This window comes from Actinoallomurus oryzae (assembly GCF_039541955.1).
GTDB classification, from domain to species: domain Bacteria; phylum Actinomycetota; class Actinomycetes; order Streptosporangiales; family Streptosporangiaceae; genus Actinoallomurus; species Actinoallomurus oryzae.
This window is the reverse complement of record NZ_BAABHF010000009.1, coordinates 580,867-598,061: the sequence shown is the minus strand read 5'-3', so window position 1 is coordinate 598,061 and position 17,195 is coordinate 580,867. Positions and strand designations below refer to the sequence as shown.

The following is a 17,195-nucleotide window of genomic DNA, read 5'->3' as shown; positions in this document are numbered from 1 at the left end:
GAACGCCCGACCACCCAATATTGGCCAGACGGATCAACTCGGTCAAACAGGGTTAATGATTCCGTTTGGGGGTATCGATGGAATGGTTGGGATGATTCCATCCTACCAATATGATCACGTTGTGAGGGCGATACGGCAGAGTCGCCAGATCGCCACCGGCCCCGGTCATTCCGCGGGCCTGTCCGGGGGCGGATGGCAAAACCGCACGTTCTGTGCGGTGCGAGCGAGAGGGAAAGCTCGTGCACTGGTTCGATTCGGTAAGTATGGTCCTGCTCGTCGTCGCGGTCGCCGTCTTCGGCGCCGCCGTGAACCTCCTCTGGGGCTTCGTCAGATCCAGCGGCCGCGACCCGCTGACCCCCTACGCCCCGGATGAGCGTTCGGCACGTGCCCGGCGGTGGGCCGGCGTCTACGTCCGGCGACCGCAGCCCCAGGACACCCCCCTGGACCGGAACGCCGTCTAGGCCTTTCCGGACCCGTCTCTCCTGCCCCTCACGCCTCCGTCGTGAGGGGCAGGCCGTTACCCGGTGCGGAGCGTGACGTCCGCTCGCCGAGAGGAGGACCGATCTCGATGGAAACCCCCTGCGCCCGCTCGTCCGGACTCGTCCGGCCCGCCTCGTACGCCCGTGTCGCCGCCGCGGCGGGTGTGGGAAGGGCGATGGGCCGCCTGTCCGCCCGGGTGCTGCGCCCGCGCCCGTACGCCGCGAAGGGAGCTCTGCAGTGCGCGGTCGTGGCGTTCGACATCGCCGGCTTCGGCGACCGGCGCCGCGACGACGACGTGCAGCTCTACGTACGAGCCGGGCTGTACCGCATCCTTGAGGAGTCGTTCGAGGACGCCGGCGTGCCGTGGCGGGAATGTCACCGGGAGGACCGGGGCGACGGCGTCCTCGTCGTCGTGCCCGCGCTGGTCGCCACCGAGTCCCTCATCTCCCCACTGACCGAGCGTGTACGCGCGGGGCTGCGCCGCCACAACAAGCTCTCCAGCGAACCCGCGCAGATCCGGCTGCGGATGGCACTGCACGCCGGCCACGTCCACTTCGACGCGTACGGTGTGGCCGGGCAGACGCTGGTGCACGCGTTCCGGCTGCTGGAGGCGCCCACGTTCAAGACCGCCTTCGCCGCCACGGGCCGCGAGCTCGGCTGCGTGGTCTCCGACCGGCTGTACGACGACGTGATCCGGCACGGGCCGGGACTGATCGACCCGGACCTCTACCACGCGATCAGCGTGTCGGTGAAGGAGACCGAGGCACGCGCGTGGGTGCACTTCCCGCCCGGAGCGGTCCGCCCGGCGCTGAACGCCTGGCCGCACATGGTGGGCCCCGCCGCGGCGGGCGCCTGATCACAGGACGGAGATGTCCCAGGCGATCGACACGGGCACCACCTGGCCCGCACCGCCGCTCACCGTGATGGTGGCCGTGCCCGGCAGGGTGATCAGCCCCCGGTTGAGCGTCACCTCGATCTCCACCCGGCCGTGATCCTTGATGGTCCCGCCGGCCTGGGCGAGCGTGACCTGGGGCGAGGAGGCCGCGGCGCTCCAGCTGACCGGGCCACCCCGGGCGCTGAGCACCAGGGAGGCCATCGTGTCGTGGTTGCGGAAGCGGATCGAGGCGGGGTCGACCACCAGGGTGCCGCCCCTGCCCCCCGGCGGCGACGGCGAGGACGTGGGCGTCGGCGTGCGGGAGTTCATCGACTGCGGGGCGGTGGTCGGCCGCTGGTCGTCGCCGGCGCCCGGGGCGCCGGCCTGCGCCGACCGGTGCGGATGAGGCTCGGGCGACCGGGCGGTGTGCGGCTTGCCGCCGGGCCACTGGATGTCGGGCACCGGCAGGTTGGGGTTCATCACCAGGAGCGCGACGAACGCCGCGGCCAGCGTGGTGAACAGTCCCACGCTGGTGAACGCCCACCGGCGCGCGAGGTGCGAGGGCGCGTCCGGCTGGCGCGGCATGCCCTCCGGCGTCAGCGCCCCGCCACGCGCGGCGATCTCGGCGCGGTATCCGGCCAGCTCGGGATCGGTCCCGGTGTGCTGGACCCGGTGCCGTAGGGCCGCGGGCACCACGGGCGCGGGCGCGGCGAGCAGGAACTCCTCGGCGTCGGGCACCCGCTGCTGCGCACGGTTCAGCCGCGCGTCCGAGCGGCGGAGCGAGACGCCGACCGTCATGGCGAGGTCGTCGCCGGTCAGGTCGTGCCGCAGCGCGAGGAACAGCGCCTCGCGGTGGAGGAAGTCCAGGCTGCCGAGAGGATCGTCATCGGCGGGTTCGAGCTGGAGCTTGCGTTGCATGCAGCGCCGCCGCGCCGCCGCGTACAGCCAGGGACGCAGCCGCTCCCGATCACGCAGCCGAGGCGCACGGCGCGCGGCGTCGATGAAGGTGTCGTGGACGACGTCGGCGGCGGCACGCCGGTCGTCCAGGAGTGCCATGCAGTAGTCGTACAGGCGCTCGGCGTACACGTCGTAGAGCGTGGCGATCACATCGTCGTCCCCGTCGTGCAGTCCCTTGACGAGACGACGATCGGCGTCGGGGGCGAAGCGGGACCACCTTGCCATGTACGTGCTCCACGATTCAGGTTGCCTAAACCCTAAGGGAAGAAAGCAAGCTCACCGTAAAAAGCGCAAATAGTGCAACTTGCCCTTCGGCGCCGATGTTCGAGGCGCCGACCTTCGGGTGGCCGTAAACGACGATGCCCCGTACGGGACGCGCACGGGGCATCGTCGGCCATGGCCGTTATAGAACCTTCGCCGTACGGTGACGGTCGGGCGGCCCACCCTTCGTTGATCAGCCGAAAACGCGGGCCCTCGTCGAGACGGCCAGGGCGGAGTCGTCGGAGAAGATCCCGTCCACGCCGAGCCGGTAGAAGTCGGCGAGGTATCGCGAGGCGTCGCCCTCGGCGCGCGCGTAGTTCGGCGAGCCGGAGTCGCCCTGCTGGTACTCCACGGGCAGGAAGGAGTTCTCCGGCCGCACCGTCCACGGGTGCACGGCGAGACCGGCGCGGTGGGCGTCACGGACCAGCGTCGTGGGCGGCAGCGCGTGGTTGCCGGAATCGACAGGAATGATCCGCGAGAGCCCCGGCCCGATGCCGTACGCGTAGGTCGCGATGTCCTTCAGCCCGGCCGGCTTGACCAGGTCGTCGTACGTCCGCGGGTCGTGGTTCGCGACGAAGTCGTACGGCGCGCCCTGGGTGTCGATGAGCTGGATCAGCCGGATGCTGGTCTTCTTGCTGAGCGCCCGCAGGTTCGAGGTCTCGAAGGACTGGATGAACACCTTGTCGTTCCGGCCCTTGAAACCGTACTTGGCGAGTTCCTTGAGCAGCTCGTCCTCCAGCGGCAGCCCGATCCCGCGGAAGTAGGTGGGATGCTTCGTCTCGGGGTAGACGCCGACGTGGTGATCCTTGGCGATCTGCAGGACCTCATCGAGGCTGGCGATCTTGTCGACCCCGTCGAACGCGCTGCTGCCCGCACGCAGATCCGGCAGCCGCTCCTTGAGCCGCAGCGTCTCCAGCTGGGCGAAGGTGAAATCCTCGGTGAACCAGTCGGTGTGCTGGACGCCGTCGATCGTCTTGGTCTTCTTGAGACTCGCGAACTCCGGATGCTTGGCCACGTCCGTGGTGTCGTTCAGCCAGTTGTCGTGCCGCGCGACCAGGACGTGATCCTTGGTGGTCACGACGTCCGGCTCGATGTAGTCGGCGCCCATCTCGATGGCGAGCTGGTAGGCACTCCTGGACTCCTCGGGCCGGTACTCACTGGCACCGCGGTGTGCGATCACAATGGGCTTCTGCCTGCTGAGCGTGCTGGGCGTGCTCTTCTGCGCTGACGCCGAGGAAGCCCCGCTGGAACCGGCGAACGCGGCGTACGCGGACCCCGCGGTGACGAGGGCCAGCCCACCGGCCAGCAAGCGTCGAGACAGTGACATGAGCGACCTCCTGAGTCGGAACGAGCGGAGGCTACGACGGCCGCGTGACGAATGGGAGACCTGATCTTTAAGGGAAGAGGGTCCGAAACCGGCCAGCCACGTACACGCCCGCCGCTGATCAATGGCGCGTGCGGAGGGGGCGGGAAGTTGTCCACAGGGGAGGGTGCCTCTGTGGATAAAACCGAGGCGGAGGACGCGGCCGGGTATCGATTCGCGTGTCGCCGTGGAGTGCCGGTACACTCGTCGAGCAGCCAGCAGCCGTAGCTCAACGGATAGAGCATCTGACTACGGATCAGAAGGTTGGGGGTTCGAATCCCTCCGGCTGCGCAGTGTGATGTCTCAGGACATCGGAAACCCTCCGAACCTACGGGGTCGGAGGGTTTTTTCTTTGGGGTTGGTAGTCGCGGGTGGGGTCGATGGTCAGTTCGCGGAGGAGTTCGCCGGTGGTGGCGTTGATGACGCGGACGTGGAGATCGTCGATGAGCATGATGACGTGGGTTCGGGCGTGGGTTCGCCCGATGCCGATGTGGTGGAGCCGGCCGCCCGTGCGCAGGGTGACGACGCCGGAGTCGTCGATGCGGTCGTGGCGGACCCGGGTGTGGGTGTCGGCCTGGCGGCTGGTGGCGGGCAGCGCTTTGGGCAGGGTGTTGTAGACGGTGGCGGGCGTGGCTCGGTGCGGCAACGACCGGTGCGGGCGCTGGTGGTTGTAGGCGGCGGTGAAGCGGTCGATGAGGGCCTGTAGCTGGGCCACGGTTGCCGGCTGATCAGGCTGGGCCCGTAGCCATTTCTTCATCGTCTGCTGGAAGCGTTCGACTTTCCCGCAGGTGGTGGGGTGGTTTGGGGTGGAGTTCTTTTGGCGGATGTGTAAGCGGCGGAGTTCGTGTTCCAGGGCGTTGCGGCCGCCTTTGCCGCCGGCCAGGCGGGTGGTGAAGACCATGCCGTTGTCGGTGAGGGTGGAGGCGGGGACGCCGTGGGTGCGTATGGCATGGCGGAAGGTGTCGCGCACGATAGGGCCGGTGACGCGGGACCAGGCGCTGACGTGCAGGGCGTAGCGGGAGTGGTCGTCCAGCCAGGTGAGGATCTCGGTGTCGGTGCCATCGGCCAGGCGGTAGTGGGTGAAGTCGCCCCTGCCAGGTTTCGTTCGGCAGTTCGGCTTGGAAGCGGATGTAAGACGAGCGTGGCCGCTTCTTGGGGGCGGGGGTGATGAGGCCATGACGGGTCAGGTAGCGGCTGATCGTGGCCCGGGACACTTTCCGCTGGTGGTGGTGTTGCAGGTGCCAGGCGATCGTTTCGGGCCCGGCGTCTAAGCCTTGTTCGGACAGTTCTTTGCGGATCCGGATGATCAGCTCCACCGTCCCGGCGTCGATCGCGGCCGGTGAGGTATGCGGGCGCCGTGACCGCGGCTCGAACGCTGTCTCGCCCTCGGCCCGGTACCGGGCGACCAGCTTCGACACCCCACCCCTTCGACACCCCGTAGGCGCGAGCGACCTCGGCTTGAGAACGGCCCTCAACGACCACCGCGGTGATCACAAGTCTGGCTTTCGACACCGCCAGACTCTGCCGCCCAGGTGTTTCCTATGTCTTGAGACATGCGTTTCCTATGTCCTGAGCGAGCACACCTCCGGCTGCGCAGGTCAAGGGCCTACTCCGATCACGGAGTAGGCCCTTTTTGACGACAATGGAGCCGCTGATAGCGGCTGCAGTGGTCGACCCGCCCGTCGCGACCACCTCGTGACCAGGGGCCGCTTGTCGCTGCGTTCAATCGTTCATTCGGTCGACCGCGGACAGGGGCAAAGGTCCCTTCAGCGCAGGTGATCAGGATTCGGTGCGGGTGAACGAGGGTAGCCCGAGAGCCTCAAGCAGCTGGAAGAACAGGTCCTCGGCGAAGGCCTCCCTGCCATCCAACACGGCCTGTACGGCGGCGACGGTCGGCGTGAACCCCGCTTCGGTCGCCCACTGCACTGCGAGCGGTGCCGCGAGCGCGGCGGGCGGGCCCACCTCGTGCATTCGCTCCTGGGCCGCGCGGAACCGGCGCTGGTAGTCCTCGCCCTCGTCCAGTTGGATCTCGCCGTTCTCGTCCTCATAGACGTACGGCCACGCCTCAGGGATGATGTGCCCGATGATGCGGTCCAGCATCAGCCAGCCACCCCACCGGCCTGCTTTAGGGCTGTAGCCGATCAACTGGGCGCCGTCACTGTCCATCACCACTGCTGCCAGCACGGGATTGCCGGTCTGCTCCATCACCGCGACGAGCATCCGCTCCCAATCGGCGGGCAGCGATGTCGAATCCCACCCCTCCGGTCCCCGGTAGATCTGTGCCACCTGCCAACCGTCCGAGCCAGCACCGTGCCAGGCCGACCGGTCGACCGACGCCCGCACCGCGGCGAGTTCCACGAACGGCCGACTGCTGTGCGCTGCGATAAATGTTCCCCAGTACCCCACAAGCGCATATATTTCCAGACTTGCTTAGGCCGGCGGTCCAAGCCCAGGGACACATGCTGGTCCGATAAGACCACGCCGATCAGCATCAGGGTTCGACCGGGCCCGGCAGGATGTGGGCGCGATGTTGCTGGTTCCTCCATGATCGTGGCGCATCAGGCGTACGCCACCGTCGGCTACGGATCAGAAGGTTGGGGGTTCGAATCCCTCCGGCTGCGCCCAGGTCAAAGGCCCCTCGCAATCGTGCGAGGGGCCTTTTTCGTGGGTCGTGGGAGCCACGCCGGGAGCCACCGGGGTCACGACCCGAACAGAGCCCGGCTCATGGATGTCGCCGCCGCTCGCGTGATGGTGATGCTGGCGTGGCCGAGGATCTCGGAGACCACGTGCAGCGGCGTGCTCTGGGCGAGCATCAGCGAGGCGCCGGAGTGGCGTAGTTCGTGGGGGGTGCCAGTGTCCGAGCCCGGGCTTCTGGCAGAGCTTGGAGAAGGTGTGCGAGAAGTTGTCCGGGTCCATCGGCGTGCCGACCTCGCTGGTGAAGATCAGGCCGTGATCTTGCCAGAGCGGACCGGCGGCGATCTTCGTTTCGGGGAGCGCCTTCCGCAACACGGTCCGCATGATCCGGACGCTATTAGCGCTGTAGCCGGCCTCCCGTTTTGCCTTCCACAGCTTGTCCAGGTCGACGATGGTGAGCTTGGTGGGACGAAGGCAGAGGGGATGAACTCGGCGGGTGATGTCATGGCGTTGGAACGCCGTGGGCTCCCGGCGCTCAGGGCATTGGGTGGCCCCAAAGGATCTGCACCTTCTTGGGGTGGTCACGATCGGCCCGGCATGCGTATCCGGTCCGGCCCGCGCCGATGCCTCCGGCGACCAGTGCCGACACCGTGGCCATACTGTCGGTCTCGTATGGGGCTCTGCCGGGAATCTGCACCCGCACATGGAAGCGGTAGATTTCATCGCCGTTGACCCGGGAACGCGCGTCCCGCTCCCCGAGGATTTTGGCGGTGCATTTTATCGCGTGGGCGCGGTCAACCTCGGTGGTGTCTCTTTCAGGGGAACTCAAGATGACAAAGGATATTGCCCAGCCGAGTCCGACAGTGACGAGCATGACGAACACGCCGCGGAAGGCGTCACGGGGCTTGCGGTCACGTATCCCTGTAACGAGGTTGACGAGCCCCACAGCGAGCAGAAACAGCAGGATGATGCCCGGGACGATACTGAGGATCAGGACGCCGATCACGAAATCAGATTAGATTAGTTACGATCTTCAGCCCGGCTTGGGCCCAGACCGCGCTAGATCTGACCCGCGTATGGCCCGCGAACGGTGGCACACGGCTGCATACGGCTAACAGCGACCGTCCTACCTCACCTAGGGGCCTCCCGCCGAGGTGTGGACGCCCTGAGTGCCCTGGATCATGGAGGTCTGGGGATTGAGAGGGGTCCTCGTGTCCACGGTCACTCGACCGCCAGCGCGGCCTCAGCGGGGCGCCCGTGCGTCGCGCGCCAAGCGGGGAGCAGAACAGCGCCGAGGGTCAGCAGCAGTGTGAAGATCGCCAGCGCGATGAAGGTCCACGGACCGCCCGCAGGCATCACCGAGTCGAGGCGTTTGAGGCTGACCGGCACCAAGATCACGGCTGCCGCCGCGGAGCCGATGGCCACACCGCTGAGCGCCACGAGCGCGCCCTCCAACCCGACCATCTGCATGACCTGGGTACGGGTCGAACCGGCCAGTCGTTGCAGACCGAACTCACGCCGTCGTGCGGTCACACTCGAGGCCAGGGTGTTGATCACGGTGATGGCCGCATACCCGGCGATCATCAACACCATGATGTAGATCGCGAAGTTCGCGGTGCGCTTCTCGTCGTCGTACTCCTTGAGCAGGACGTCGCGACCCCCCACCGTCGCGCCTGCCGCGGCCGCGGCGCCGTCCAGTTGCTCGGCCAGCTGCGTGGTCGAGGTGTCGTTGTTCGCCTTCACCAGGATGCGCGTCGCGACTCCCTCCGTGGTGTGGGCGGCCAAGGTGTCGGCCGGCAGCAGGAGCGTGTCGTAGCCGTCCGGGGCGGAGAACAGGGCGGCCACCCGTACGTCGAGTGCCGTGTTGTCACCCATACGTAGCGTGATCGGGTCACCGACGTCGACACCGAGCTGGTGGGCGTGGGCTCTCTCGATCGCGATCGTGTCGCCGCGCAGGTCGGCGAAGGCACCCCCGGTGATCTTCACCGGCGTGGTCGCGCCTGCTCCTTCGGCCGTGACGCCCTGGAGGGTCCAGCCCTCGTTCATCGGCGAACGGTCCTGCGGCTTCTCGATGAACCCGAGGCTGTTCACGTACTCCGAGGCGCCGGCGACGCCCGGCAGGTCGTTGATCTGATGGACCAGATCGGGACTGACGCCGCCGGGGATGGTCAGGACGGCATCCGCGACCAGGTTGTCGGCGAACGCCCGCCGGTCGGCCTTGTCGTTCGTCGTCTGGAGGTACAACATCCCGACCGACACCGTGGTCAGCAAGATGACCGGCGCCATCACTGCCGCCATCCGGCTGCTGCGACCCCGCGCGTTGAGGATGGCAAGCTGCCCGATCACGCCGGCGAGCGCATGGACGGGCCACTGGAGGACGAACGTGGTGATCTTGGTCAGCCCGGGCGCCAGAAGCGCGAACCCGAGACCCAGGAGGATCACGGCCGGTGCGCCTGTCGCCGGCGTCAGGGGGCCACTCATCACGACGATCGTCACCATCGTCAGCGCGAAGGCACCAGCCAGGAGCACCACTCCCAGGATCATCCGTCCAGCACCCGCGTACCGGCCCTCGACGCCGACCTCGGCCAGGGCCTGCGTTGGCTTGATCCGCGCCGCCCGTCTGCCGGCGAGCAGCGCACCGGCCAGCGCGGCCACGATCGCGACCGCCGTCGCTGCCACGGTCGGAATCCACCCCTGATGGAACGCGACGCCGTGGGCGGCGATCCCCCGGTCGGCCAACTGGTCGAAGAGGAACCGGCCCAGCAGGTGACCCGGGACGTACGCGACGGCCGTGGCGACCACGGACAGCATCAGCGTCTCGCGGAAAATCAGGCGGCGCACCTGGCGCGGTGTCGCGCCGACGGCTCGCAGGAGCGCCATGTCTCGCTGGCGCTGCGCGATCGAGAGGCCGAGCATAGAGGCCACGCCGAAGACCGACACGAGAAGCGCGAACGCGGTGAAGACTCCGGCGAGCGCCATCACAGTGACACCGCTCGCCTGGGCCTCGCGCAGTTCGGCTCGTCCACGCTCGTCGCCGACGAGCGTGATCGTCCGGTCGCCCACAACGGCGTCGATCCGCTCACGCAGCTGCGCCACGTCCTGGCCCGGCTTCGCCTCGACCCCGATCGCGTCGACCGTGCCGGGCGGGGCTTTGCCCTCGAAGACGTAGCTCTTCGTCGTGCGGACGCCGTCGAGCCCGGCGATTGTCTGCTCCAGTCGGGCGTCGATGCGTACGCGCTCGGGCAGGATCGGCGGTTCGTCGGGGTCGCCGCCCGAGTCGTGGTACTCCTGATCGCCGGCGACGACGATGTCCGCGGACGTGAGTTGCTGTGGTGGGACGGCGGTGCGGATCCCGGTCTCGATGAGGCCGCCGCAGGCCATCATGATGGCAGCCGCGGAGAGCATCACCAGCAGCGATGCGACGAAGACACTCGCACGGAACCAGAGTGTGCGCAGGGCGAGCTGCAGCATCAGATCCGCCCCTTCCCCGGCGCGGAGAATTCGTCGACGAAGGCACCCAGATGGGTCATCCGCTCGGCGACCGACTCGGCAGTCGGTGCGTGGAGCTCGCCGGCCAGGCGGCCGTCGGCGAGGAACAGGACGCGATCGGCGTACGAGGCCGCGACCGGGTCGTGCGTCACCATCACGATCGTCTGTTCGGATGAGCGCACCGAGTCCTGCAACAGCGCGAGCACATCTCGTGCGGTCCTGGTGTCGAGCGCTCCGGTGGGCTCGTCGGCGAAGATGACGGCGGGATCGCTGATCAACGCCCGCGCGATGGCAACGCGTTGCTGCTGTCCGCCGGAGAGTTCGGCCGGACGGTGATGGTGCCGCTGCCCCAGTCCGACCCGGTCCAGCACCGTGGCGACCTTGCGCCGGTCCGGCCTCAGCCCCGCGAGCCGCAGCGGCAACGTGACGTTCTGGCGCACCGTCAGCACAGGCAGAAGGTTGAACGCCTGGAACACGAAGCCGATCCGGTCACGCCGCAGCTGGGTCAGTTCGGTCTCGTTCATCTCGCCGATCTCGCGATCCTCCAGACGAACAGATCCCGACGTCGGTTGATCGAGCCCGGCCGCGCACTGCAGCAACGTGCTCTTGCCGGAGCCGGACGGTCCCATGATCGCGGTGAAGGTCCCTCGCCCGAACTGCGTCGTGACGCCATCGAGCGCCACCACCTGGTTCTCGCGTCTGCCGTAGACCTTGCGGACATCTGTCAGCCGAACCGCGTCGGCCGCCCCGGTGTTGTTCAACGTGTTGTCCTCGCCTCACGGCCCGACCTGTCGCCGGGCTCTCCAGCCATCGACTCTGGCCTTCACCGCGACGTCGGACATCGTCCGGCGACACCGTCCTGACCTGGTGCCCTCGCACCTGAACGAGCGACATCTGGTGGAGACGCACTACAGGCGCCGCCGGACATCCGGGGGTCCGAGGAGGGCGACCGCTGAGCAGGGGTCGCTGCGGCGAGGGGGCGACTCCCGTCGGTTGAGATTCGTCCTACTTCCAGAGAACAAGGAGTGGCGGGACGGAGGATGGCCTTGGGCTTACTGGGTTTCGTGTGCGCGGTGAGCGGAACGGTGACTTTCCTGATCGGACTGCATAACATCCGACTGACTCGGCGACTACGACGGCACGGGAGACGACAACCGTGCAACGGACCCGCTGATGGCGACCGTAAGGCCTGCTATGGCTCTCGCGCCGGAGGGCTCAATCTAGGGAGCCGATATAGCGGGCGACGCTGACTCGGAAGTGCCCGGTGGACCCCAACCGCCATGGTGCGTCATAGGTGATCAGCCAGGAGTCCTCGCCCAACTGGTACACGTCCCTGCGCCCCACCTTGCGCCCGACGGCCTCGGGCTGGTGCTGGAAGGCGATGTTCTGGCCGGTGGCCCTCGCCTCGGCCAGGTCGCCGCCAACCGGTTGTATCAGCGAGATGTGCCACGCCCCGTTGCGGCGCTCCTTTTCCTCCACGATCACGGCATACGACGGAGCGGATTGGTACGGGCCAGCGTTCTGGGGGGTTCCTGGATGCATCTGACCATGGTGCCCGGCGAGCTTGTTCAGGCTGCGGTTCTTGGTCGAGGTAGCCCTTGGGTGTCCAGTGGCGCAGCCCGGACGCATTGACGTGGTGGATCGCTATTCGCGCGCTTCGTTCTCCGACCAGCGCGGCCAGTCGAGGGTTGCCGGGGTCTTCGCCCGCGGTCTTTCTCAGGATGCCGACGGTGCCGCGTGCCGACGCCTCCCAATCGCGGTGCCGGGCCGCGGTCTCTTCGTCGAGGAACAGCAGCCACGCAGAGTTCCGTTCGGCCTCGGGCAGGGCTCCGTAGTCGGTGAAGACGGCACACGCGAGTGGGTTCCAGCCGATCACCTGCATCGTGCGGGTCATGACGAGCGCCGGCACGGTGAGGGTCTCCAGGAACTGGCGCGTCGAGTCGTGCATGCGCTCCTTGACCGGGCGCCGGGCAGGGCGGGGCCGGGGACGTGCCAGGTCGTAAAGGTGGGCCCGTTGAGTGTCGTCGAGCAGGAGAACACGGGCGATGGAATCGAGCAAGGATTCGGTGGGGCGGCCACCGCGGCCCTGTTCGAGGCGCACGTAGTAGTCCGTCGACACGCCGACGAGGGCGGCCAGTTCCTCGCGGCGCAGCCCTGGCACGCGGCGGCGGCCGGCGTCCGGTAGTCCCACCGAGGCCGGCGTCACGGCAGCCCTTCGGGCTTGCAGGAACTCCCCGACCTCGGACTTCCAGTCGCCAGGCTTCGTCGCGGTCATTTCATCAGTCTGCTGCCGAGAGCTCGATACCGGGCGCTTCGGAAATTGGGACCGTCACGGAACAGGATGCCTATATTGAAGAATGGCTGAGTCGCGCCTTGCGGCGCTAGCCGTGGACCTCGCCGTGCCGCAAATGTGCCAGACCGGTGGGTAATCAAGGGATACTCACGGTGACTCGCGGGCAAGCGCATATCGACCCTGAGCTGGACCGGAGCCGGTCACGGGGTCGCGGCCCGAAATATTCCAATCTGGGGTTCGACATCGCCCTCGAACGCTGGTGCCGAGCTTAGGGGCCCTACGGGGACATTGTCGTACCTTCGCGGGCTATGTTGGCAGCCGTGTAATCATGTGGCGGTGAAGACGTTGTATGCGTTGCTGGGCGTGCTCCCGCTCTTCGTGGCGGCGTGTGATGCGCCAGCGCAGCGGGCCGACGTCACGAAGCCGGGACGGACCGGCGTCACGAAGCCAGGGCGGACCGAGGCTCCGACGCCGATACCAGCGAAGACTGAGCCGAATCGCTGGGGGGTTGTGCAGGGTCCGAGAACGGCGCCTCGCACAGAAATCGTAGACCTTTGGGCGAGCGGTTCCGCCGACGTATGGGCGGTCGGTCGCCACGGCTGTGAGCGGTCGAAGACTGCGCTTGATGATGAAGAGCCCTGCCCGGACATTTTGCGATGGGACGGCCGCCAGTGGCGACCGCAGCGGCCTCCGCGGGCAGGCGGGACGATCTGGGCGGTAAGCGGGCGGAGCCGATCCGACGTCTGGGTCGCCGGAAGCGATAAATTCGCCTATATCGCCCACTGGGACGGACGGAGCTGGGCCTGGCGGGCACCGTGGGGCACCGCCGTACCCGAATCGGCTCCGGACTACCGGAGCTTGCGCGCCGTGGCCGTGTCGGGAAAGACGGCGTGGTTCGCCGGCGAAGTCCACACCCGCACCGGTCAGCTCGGCGTCAAGCCGGTGCTGGTGGGGTGGGACGGCCGTAAGGTGTCGATCTGGCAGCAGCCCGGCGAGGGTCGTTTTGTCGACATCGTCTCTTCCGTCTCTGGTCAGGTCTGGGCGGCCGGCTCCATCGTGGGTCGCTACGAGAACGGCATTGAATACGACAGACCCCTTATCGTCCGATGGACGGGGACGACCTGGGCCCGGTCCCCGGTTCCCGACATATGGGGGGAGCTGTCGGCGATCTGGCAAGGTGACCGGCGAGACGCCTGGGCGGTGGGATACCGCCCTACGGACGCGGGACGGGACGACCCCGTCGTCCTGCGCTGGGACGGCCGATCATGGCGGCCGGTAGCGGTGCCCGTCGAACACGCCGACCTATATGGCGTCACCGGCGACCGGGCAGGCAGAGTATGGATCTCCGGTTTCGACCCGAACCATCCACGCCAAGTCCTTTTCCTCTCCTACAACGGTCATACCTGGACACGCTCCTACACGCCGGTCGGACGTAAATTGGATTTGGAATCCGCCCCGCCCGGTTTTAGCGAAGATGAGACTGTAAAGGCAGTCCGGGTCTTCAGTGTGCCCAGCTCCTCGACGCTGTGGAGCGTGGGAAGCGTCGGCCGGGAGGAGCTGACGGACTGGTTCATCCTCCGCCGCCGAGATTAGAGCGGCCACGGAACGCAGAGTTTTGCCTCTCGGCGTGCTCTCGCCGAGGCTGGCGTCGCGGAGCACTGGACAACCGCAGCGGGATCCCTGAATTCCGATCTTCCATCGGCGGAGATCAGCCGCGAGTGCTGAGCCTGGGCCGCGTTGGGGTCGCCCCAGCCCGCCGGGCCGCGAGCCCCGCCGCGTCTGACGATAACGGTGACGACAACGACGACAACCAGCGGCACACGAACCCAGCCACCCGGCGCCGTATGTCCACGGTCGCGGCACATCGGCCATGCGCCGCCGCTTCACGCCGTGTGTCACTCGCAGAGTCCCGGCCTCCCAGCCCAGCGCGGACCAGTGGAGGCCGAGCACCTCACCGCGGCGCACCCCGTACGCCAGCGCGATCACGATGACCCTGCCCTGGCTGGAAAATCAACATCCTCTCCGGAGATTGCCGCAGTTCAGAGGGAAAGTGTCAGCCGAACAGGGAGGTGGCGATGTCAGCGTAGAAGAGCGCGGGGTCGCGCGAGAGGGAGGCCTTGACGTTGGCGGTGGGTGTGTCGGCGATCACTTCGAGTTTGCCCGCTTCCAGACCGTCCAGGGCCATGGTGACCACCTCGTGGGGTGGGAGTTTGGGGATGTCGAAGGCGGCCATCATGTCGGTGTCGGCTATGGCCAGGGCCAAGGCGGTGACCTGGGTTTTCTGGTCGGCCAGTTCAAGTCTGACGCCGTTGGTGAGAGACCATTCCGCCGCTTTTGAGGCGGCGTAGCCGTTGCTGGCGGGGGCGAAGGTGTACCAGCTCAGCGCCGAGATGACGTTGAGGATCGCGCCGCCGGCAAGTCTGGGGGCGAAGGCCCGGGTGACGTTGAGGGTGCCCCAGAAGTTGGTCTCGAACTCGCGGCGGACGTTTTCCGTGGAGGGGCCGAGCAAGGGGGCGTCTGTGGAGATGCCGGCGTTGTTGATGAGGAGGTCGAGGTCGCCTACCTCGGTGGCCGCGGCTTCGATGGACGTCGGATCGGTGATGTCCAGCTGGAGGGGCACGACGCCGGGGATGTTGATGTGGTCGGGGCGGCGGGCGGTGGCGTAGACAGTGGTGGCGCCGCGGGCGAGGAGAGCCTCGGCGAACGCCTTGCCGAGTCCGCGATTGGCGCCGGTCACGAGGGCTTTTGTGCCGTTAATCTGCATGCCGCTACGTTAAAACCTCACGTTGATGTCAGAGGCAAGTATTGTGAGGTGGATCACTGTGCGGATCGGGGACCTGGCGAGCATGACGCGCGTGAGTGTGCGGGCGCTTCGGTACTACGAGGAGCAGGGGTTGCTGGCCTCGACGCGTAGTGAAAGCGGGCAGCGGCTCTATGAGAACGCGGCGGTCAACCGCGTGCGGCTGATTCAGCAGTTGTACGGCGCGGGACTGTCCAGCAAGACGATCGCGGAGCTTTTGCCGTGCGTCGACGCCAAGGTGAGCACGCCGGAATCGCGGGAACGGCTGGCCGCAGAGCGGGACCGGATCAACACGCAGATCGCCGAGCTGATTATCGCCCGGGACAGGCTCAACGACATCATCAACGCGACGTCAAGGCCGAGTCCGGAGTGCGACTACGTATGAGCGTGGGCGCTTGCCTCCGGTGTCGTCGAGCAGGCTGCGACAGGGGAATCCTGCCGACGCCGAGGAGCGGCCACGCAGCCCCCTATCGATTCCTGGACACCTGGCATCTACGTGAGAACAGACGCGCCGCCCCATAGTCCGATCGCACGTCATCACGGCCGAATACGGTCAACGTGCGCTCCCGATCATTGCTCCCAGGGCACTGGGGTTGACCGCATGGACGTAGGCGGCCGTACGGGCTGAGAGACCCCTGCCGTCCCGGCCGCCCGTCGCGGTAGAGCCTCGTGATCCGAGCCGGTCGTACGGCCCGCTGTGCCGCCTCCCGATGCCGACACCAGTCGTCGATGCTCCTATCGTCGTCGTCCGGCACCGGTGGTTCGCCATCGGGGCATCGCTCTGTCCAGGATCTTCTCTACGACCTGCGCGGAGGCGACGATCTCCTCCTCAGAGCCGACGTTCCACAGCTGGAGCCGCATGGCCGGGTCATCCGGCTTTGCGCTTGTCGAACTCGGCCGCGACTGCGTGGATGGAGCCCCGGCCCTCGAGCTCGACGCTCTTTCCGTCGGCCATGCTGATCGTGACCGGCTGCCAGCTCTTGCCGCCCTCGACCTTGATGGACGTGATGCGCTCCAGCGGAATCTGACCGAGGTGCTCGCCGACCCGGTTGAGCATCGGGTCGGCAGCCCACACGTGCAGGGCGTCGTCGCTGATGCCGAAGACGACGGCGGCATCGAGCGGAATGTCGGTCTGTTCGGTCATCTTCTTCGCCGCCGCGCGAGCGGCCGGCCTGGCGATCAGGTAGTTACCGAGCGGCGAAAGCATCCGCGCGGGGCTGAGCGCGGTGTCGACTCTGGCGTACGCGGCCGCGACGATCTTTTCGTCGCTGAGCTGCTCGGTCAAAGCGGCGGCCAGTTCAGCGTCTTTTGCGTGCATCAATACTGCCCTTCAGTCCGAGTTCGGGGTACAGGCCATCCCACCTGCCACCCGCCGGGTGATCGTTGTGCGCCCAAGTGAGCGCGCGAACGCCTCCGCGGCAGTCCGCGCACCCAGGTCATTGCTGGTGGTCGCCGGGGTGGTGGTACGGCACCGGGCCTCCGCCGTCGCGGTACTGCAGTGCCTTCTTGTCGCTGGACAATGTGAGCGTGGCCTCGTCCCGGCAGCGGTCACGCCGTGCAGAGCACGCATCCCAGAGCTCCTCGTGATCGCCCATACCGTCAGCTTCGCGGCAGCGGGCGCCTCACGCGATCGGTGATCCGGTCATTCCCATGTCCACCGAACGACGGACAAGCCACCAACCGAGCCCGCGCCCGCCGCTGCCACCGCCGATCGTCACCGAGATCATGTGGCCGGCGCGTCGCTAGGGCACATGCCGCTGGGGCGTCGAACAGACCATCGCCCTGCTGCCGGTTCAGACGCCTGCGCATCCGCTGGAGCATCGTGTACCACGCCGCTGTCGTCGTTGGTGCGGACGTGCTCATAGCAGGTCTCTTCTCAGCCAAGCGGAAGGACTACCTCGCGCCGATGGACGCGGTGGCGGCTTAGGCAATTGGGCTTGAGGGTGTGCTTGGCTCCGGCGGGTCTCTCGGTGCGTGGCGCCTTCGGCCGACGACAGCGGTGATGACAACGACGACAGTCAGCGCCGTCCGATCCCAATTATCG

15 protein-coding genes, 1 tRNA gene and 3 pseudogenes are annotated in these 17,195 nt (G+C 67.4%); 5 read left to right on the top strand and 14 right to left on the bottom strand.

Features of this window, described 5'->3' with window-relative positions; all coding sequences use genetic code 11:
- Positions 1–263 precede the first annotated feature (263 nt).
- Positions 264–461: a hypothetical protein gene (locus ABEA10_RS04620; RefSeq protein WP_329249471.1), complete on the top strand. Its 198-nt coding sequence runs from the start codon at positions 264–266 to the stop codon at positions 459–461.
- Positions 462–568: 107 nt separating this feature from the next.
- Positions 569–1,336, top strand: coding sequence for a hypothetical protein (locus ABEA10_RS04615; protein WP_345457890.1), 768 nt, complete (start codon positions 569–571; stop codon positions 1,334–1,336).
- Here the strand turns inward: ABEA10_RS04615 and ABEA10_RS04610 are convergent, their stop codons facing one another.
- Both ABEA10_RS04610 and ABEA10_RS04605 read right to left on the bottom strand, forming a co-directional pair.
- The gene (locus ABEA10_RS04610) at positions 1,337–2,536 is read right to left on the bottom strand and encodes a sigma factor (RefSeq protein WP_345457887.1); all 1,200 of its coding nucleotides are present in this window, start codon (positions 2,534–2,536) and stop codon (positions 1,337–1,339) included. It lies immediately after the preceding gene.
- 229 nt (positions 2,537–2,765) lie between these two features.
- Entirely contained in the window at positions 2,766–3,899 is a 1,134-nt protein-coding gene (locus ABEA10_RS04605) for a glycerophosphodiester phosphodiesterase (protein ID WP_345457884.1), read from the bottom strand.
- Positions 3,900–4,153: 254 nt separating this feature from the next.
- On the opposite strand from ABEA10_RS04605, the gene ABEA10_RS04600 reads away from it, so the two are divergent.
- Positions 4,154–4,226, top strand: a tRNA-Arg gene (locus ABEA10_RS04600).
- A gap of 37 nt (positions 4,227–4,263) precedes the next feature.
- Here ABEA10_RS04600 and ABEA10_RS04595 read toward each other — a convergent pair.
- The 9 genes and pseudogenes from ABEA10_RS04595 to ABEA10_RS51000 form a co-directional block, all read right to left on the bottom strand.
- Positions 4,264–5,112, bottom strand: a complete 849-nt coding sequence (locus ABEA10_RS04595; RefSeq protein ID WP_345457882.1) for an integrase core domain-containing protein — start codon at positions 5,110–5,112, stop codon at positions 4,264–4,266.
- Between the two features lie 19 nt (positions 5,113–5,131).
- Positions 5,132–5,353 (bottom strand): annotated as a pseudogene (locus ABEA10_RS51005) (helix-turn-helix domain-containing protein); the annotation flags it as partial.
- A 361-nt stretch (positions 5,354–5,714) separates the two neighbouring features.
- A complete protein-coding gene (locus ABEA10_RS04590) occupies positions 5,715–6,221 on the bottom strand; it encodes a hypothetical protein (protein WP_345457879.1) in 507 nt (168 codons plus the stop codon).
- A 413-nt stretch (positions 6,222–6,634) separates the two neighbouring features.
- Positions 6,635–6,784: pseudogene (locus ABEA10_RS04585) on the bottom strand (tyrosine-type recombinase/integrase); the annotation flags it as partial.
- 320 nt (positions 6,785–7,104) lie between these two features.
- Positions 7,105–7,575, bottom strand: a complete 471-nt coding sequence (locus ABEA10_RS04580) for a hypothetical protein (RefSeq protein WP_345457876.1) — start codon at positions 7,573–7,575, stop codon at positions 7,105–7,107.
- Between the two features lie 215 nt (positions 7,576–7,790).
- Complete coding sequence (locus ABEA10_RS04575; protein WP_345457873.1) at positions 7,791–10,040, bottom strand: ABC transporter permease; 2,250 nt, start codon at positions 10,038–10,040, stop codon at positions 7,791–7,793.
- Positions 10,040–10,819, bottom strand: coding sequence for an ABC transporter ATP-binding protein (locus ABEA10_RS04570; RefSeq protein WP_345457870.1), 780 nt, complete (start codon positions 10,817–10,819; stop codon positions 10,040–10,042). The genes ABEA10_RS04575 and ABEA10_RS04570 overlap by 1 nt, the downstream gene beginning before the upstream one ends.
- A gap of 454 nt (positions 10,820–11,273) precedes the next feature.
- The gene (locus tag ABEA10_RS04565; RefSeq protein WP_345457867.1) at positions 11,274–11,537 is read right to left on the bottom strand and encodes a hypothetical protein; all 264 of its coding nucleotides are present in this window, start codon (positions 11,535–11,537) and stop codon (positions 11,274–11,276) included.
- Positions 11,538–11,718: 181 nt separating this feature from the next.
- Positions 11,719–12,333, bottom strand: a pseudogene (locus ABEA10_RS51000) (helix-turn-helix transcriptional regulator); the annotation flags it as partial.
- Between the two features lie 885 nt (positions 12,334–13,218).
- On the opposite strand from ABEA10_RS51000, the gene ABEA10_RS04555 reads away from it, so the two are divergent.
- Positions 13,219–13,944 carry a hypothetical protein gene (locus ABEA10_RS04555; protein ID WP_345457861.1) on the top strand — a complete coding sequence of 242 codons (726 nt, stop codon included), beginning with the start codon at positions 13,219–13,221 and terminating at the stop codon, positions 13,942–13,944.
- Between the two features lie 460 nt (positions 13,945–14,404).
- Here the strand turns inward: ABEA10_RS04555 and ABEA10_RS04550 are convergent, their stop codons facing one another.
- The gene (locus ABEA10_RS04550) at positions 14,405–15,115 is read right to left on the bottom strand and encodes an SDR family oxidoreductase (RefSeq protein WP_345457858.1); all 711 of its coding nucleotides are present in this window, start codon (positions 15,113–15,115) and stop codon (positions 14,405–14,407) included.
- Positions 15,116–15,173: 58 nt separating this feature from the next.
- Here ABEA10_RS04550 and ABEA10_RS04545 point away from each other — a divergent pair, with 58 nt between their 5' ends.
- Complete coding sequence (locus tag ABEA10_RS04545; RefSeq protein WP_345457855.1) at positions 15,174–15,536, top strand: MerR family transcriptional regulator; 363 nt, start codon at positions 15,174–15,176, stop codon at positions 15,534–15,536.
- A 483-nt stretch (positions 15,537–16,019) separates the two neighbouring features.
- On the opposite strand, the gene ABEA10_RS04540 is transcribed toward ABEA10_RS04545, so the two are convergent.
- Both ABEA10_RS04540 and ABEA10_RS04535 read right to left on the bottom strand, forming a co-directional pair.
- A complete protein-coding gene (locus ABEA10_RS04540; protein WP_345457852.1) occupies positions 16,020–16,436 on the bottom strand; it encodes a hypothetical protein in 417 nt (138 codons plus the stop codon).
- Positions 16,437–16,587: 151 nt separating this feature from the next.
- The gene (locus ABEA10_RS04535; protein ID WP_345457849.1) at positions 16,588–16,746 is read right to left on the bottom strand and encodes a hypothetical protein; all 159 of its coding nucleotides are present in this window, start codon (positions 16,744–16,746) and stop codon (positions 16,588–16,590) included.
- Between the last annotated feature and the right edge of the window lie 449 nt (positions 16,747–17,195).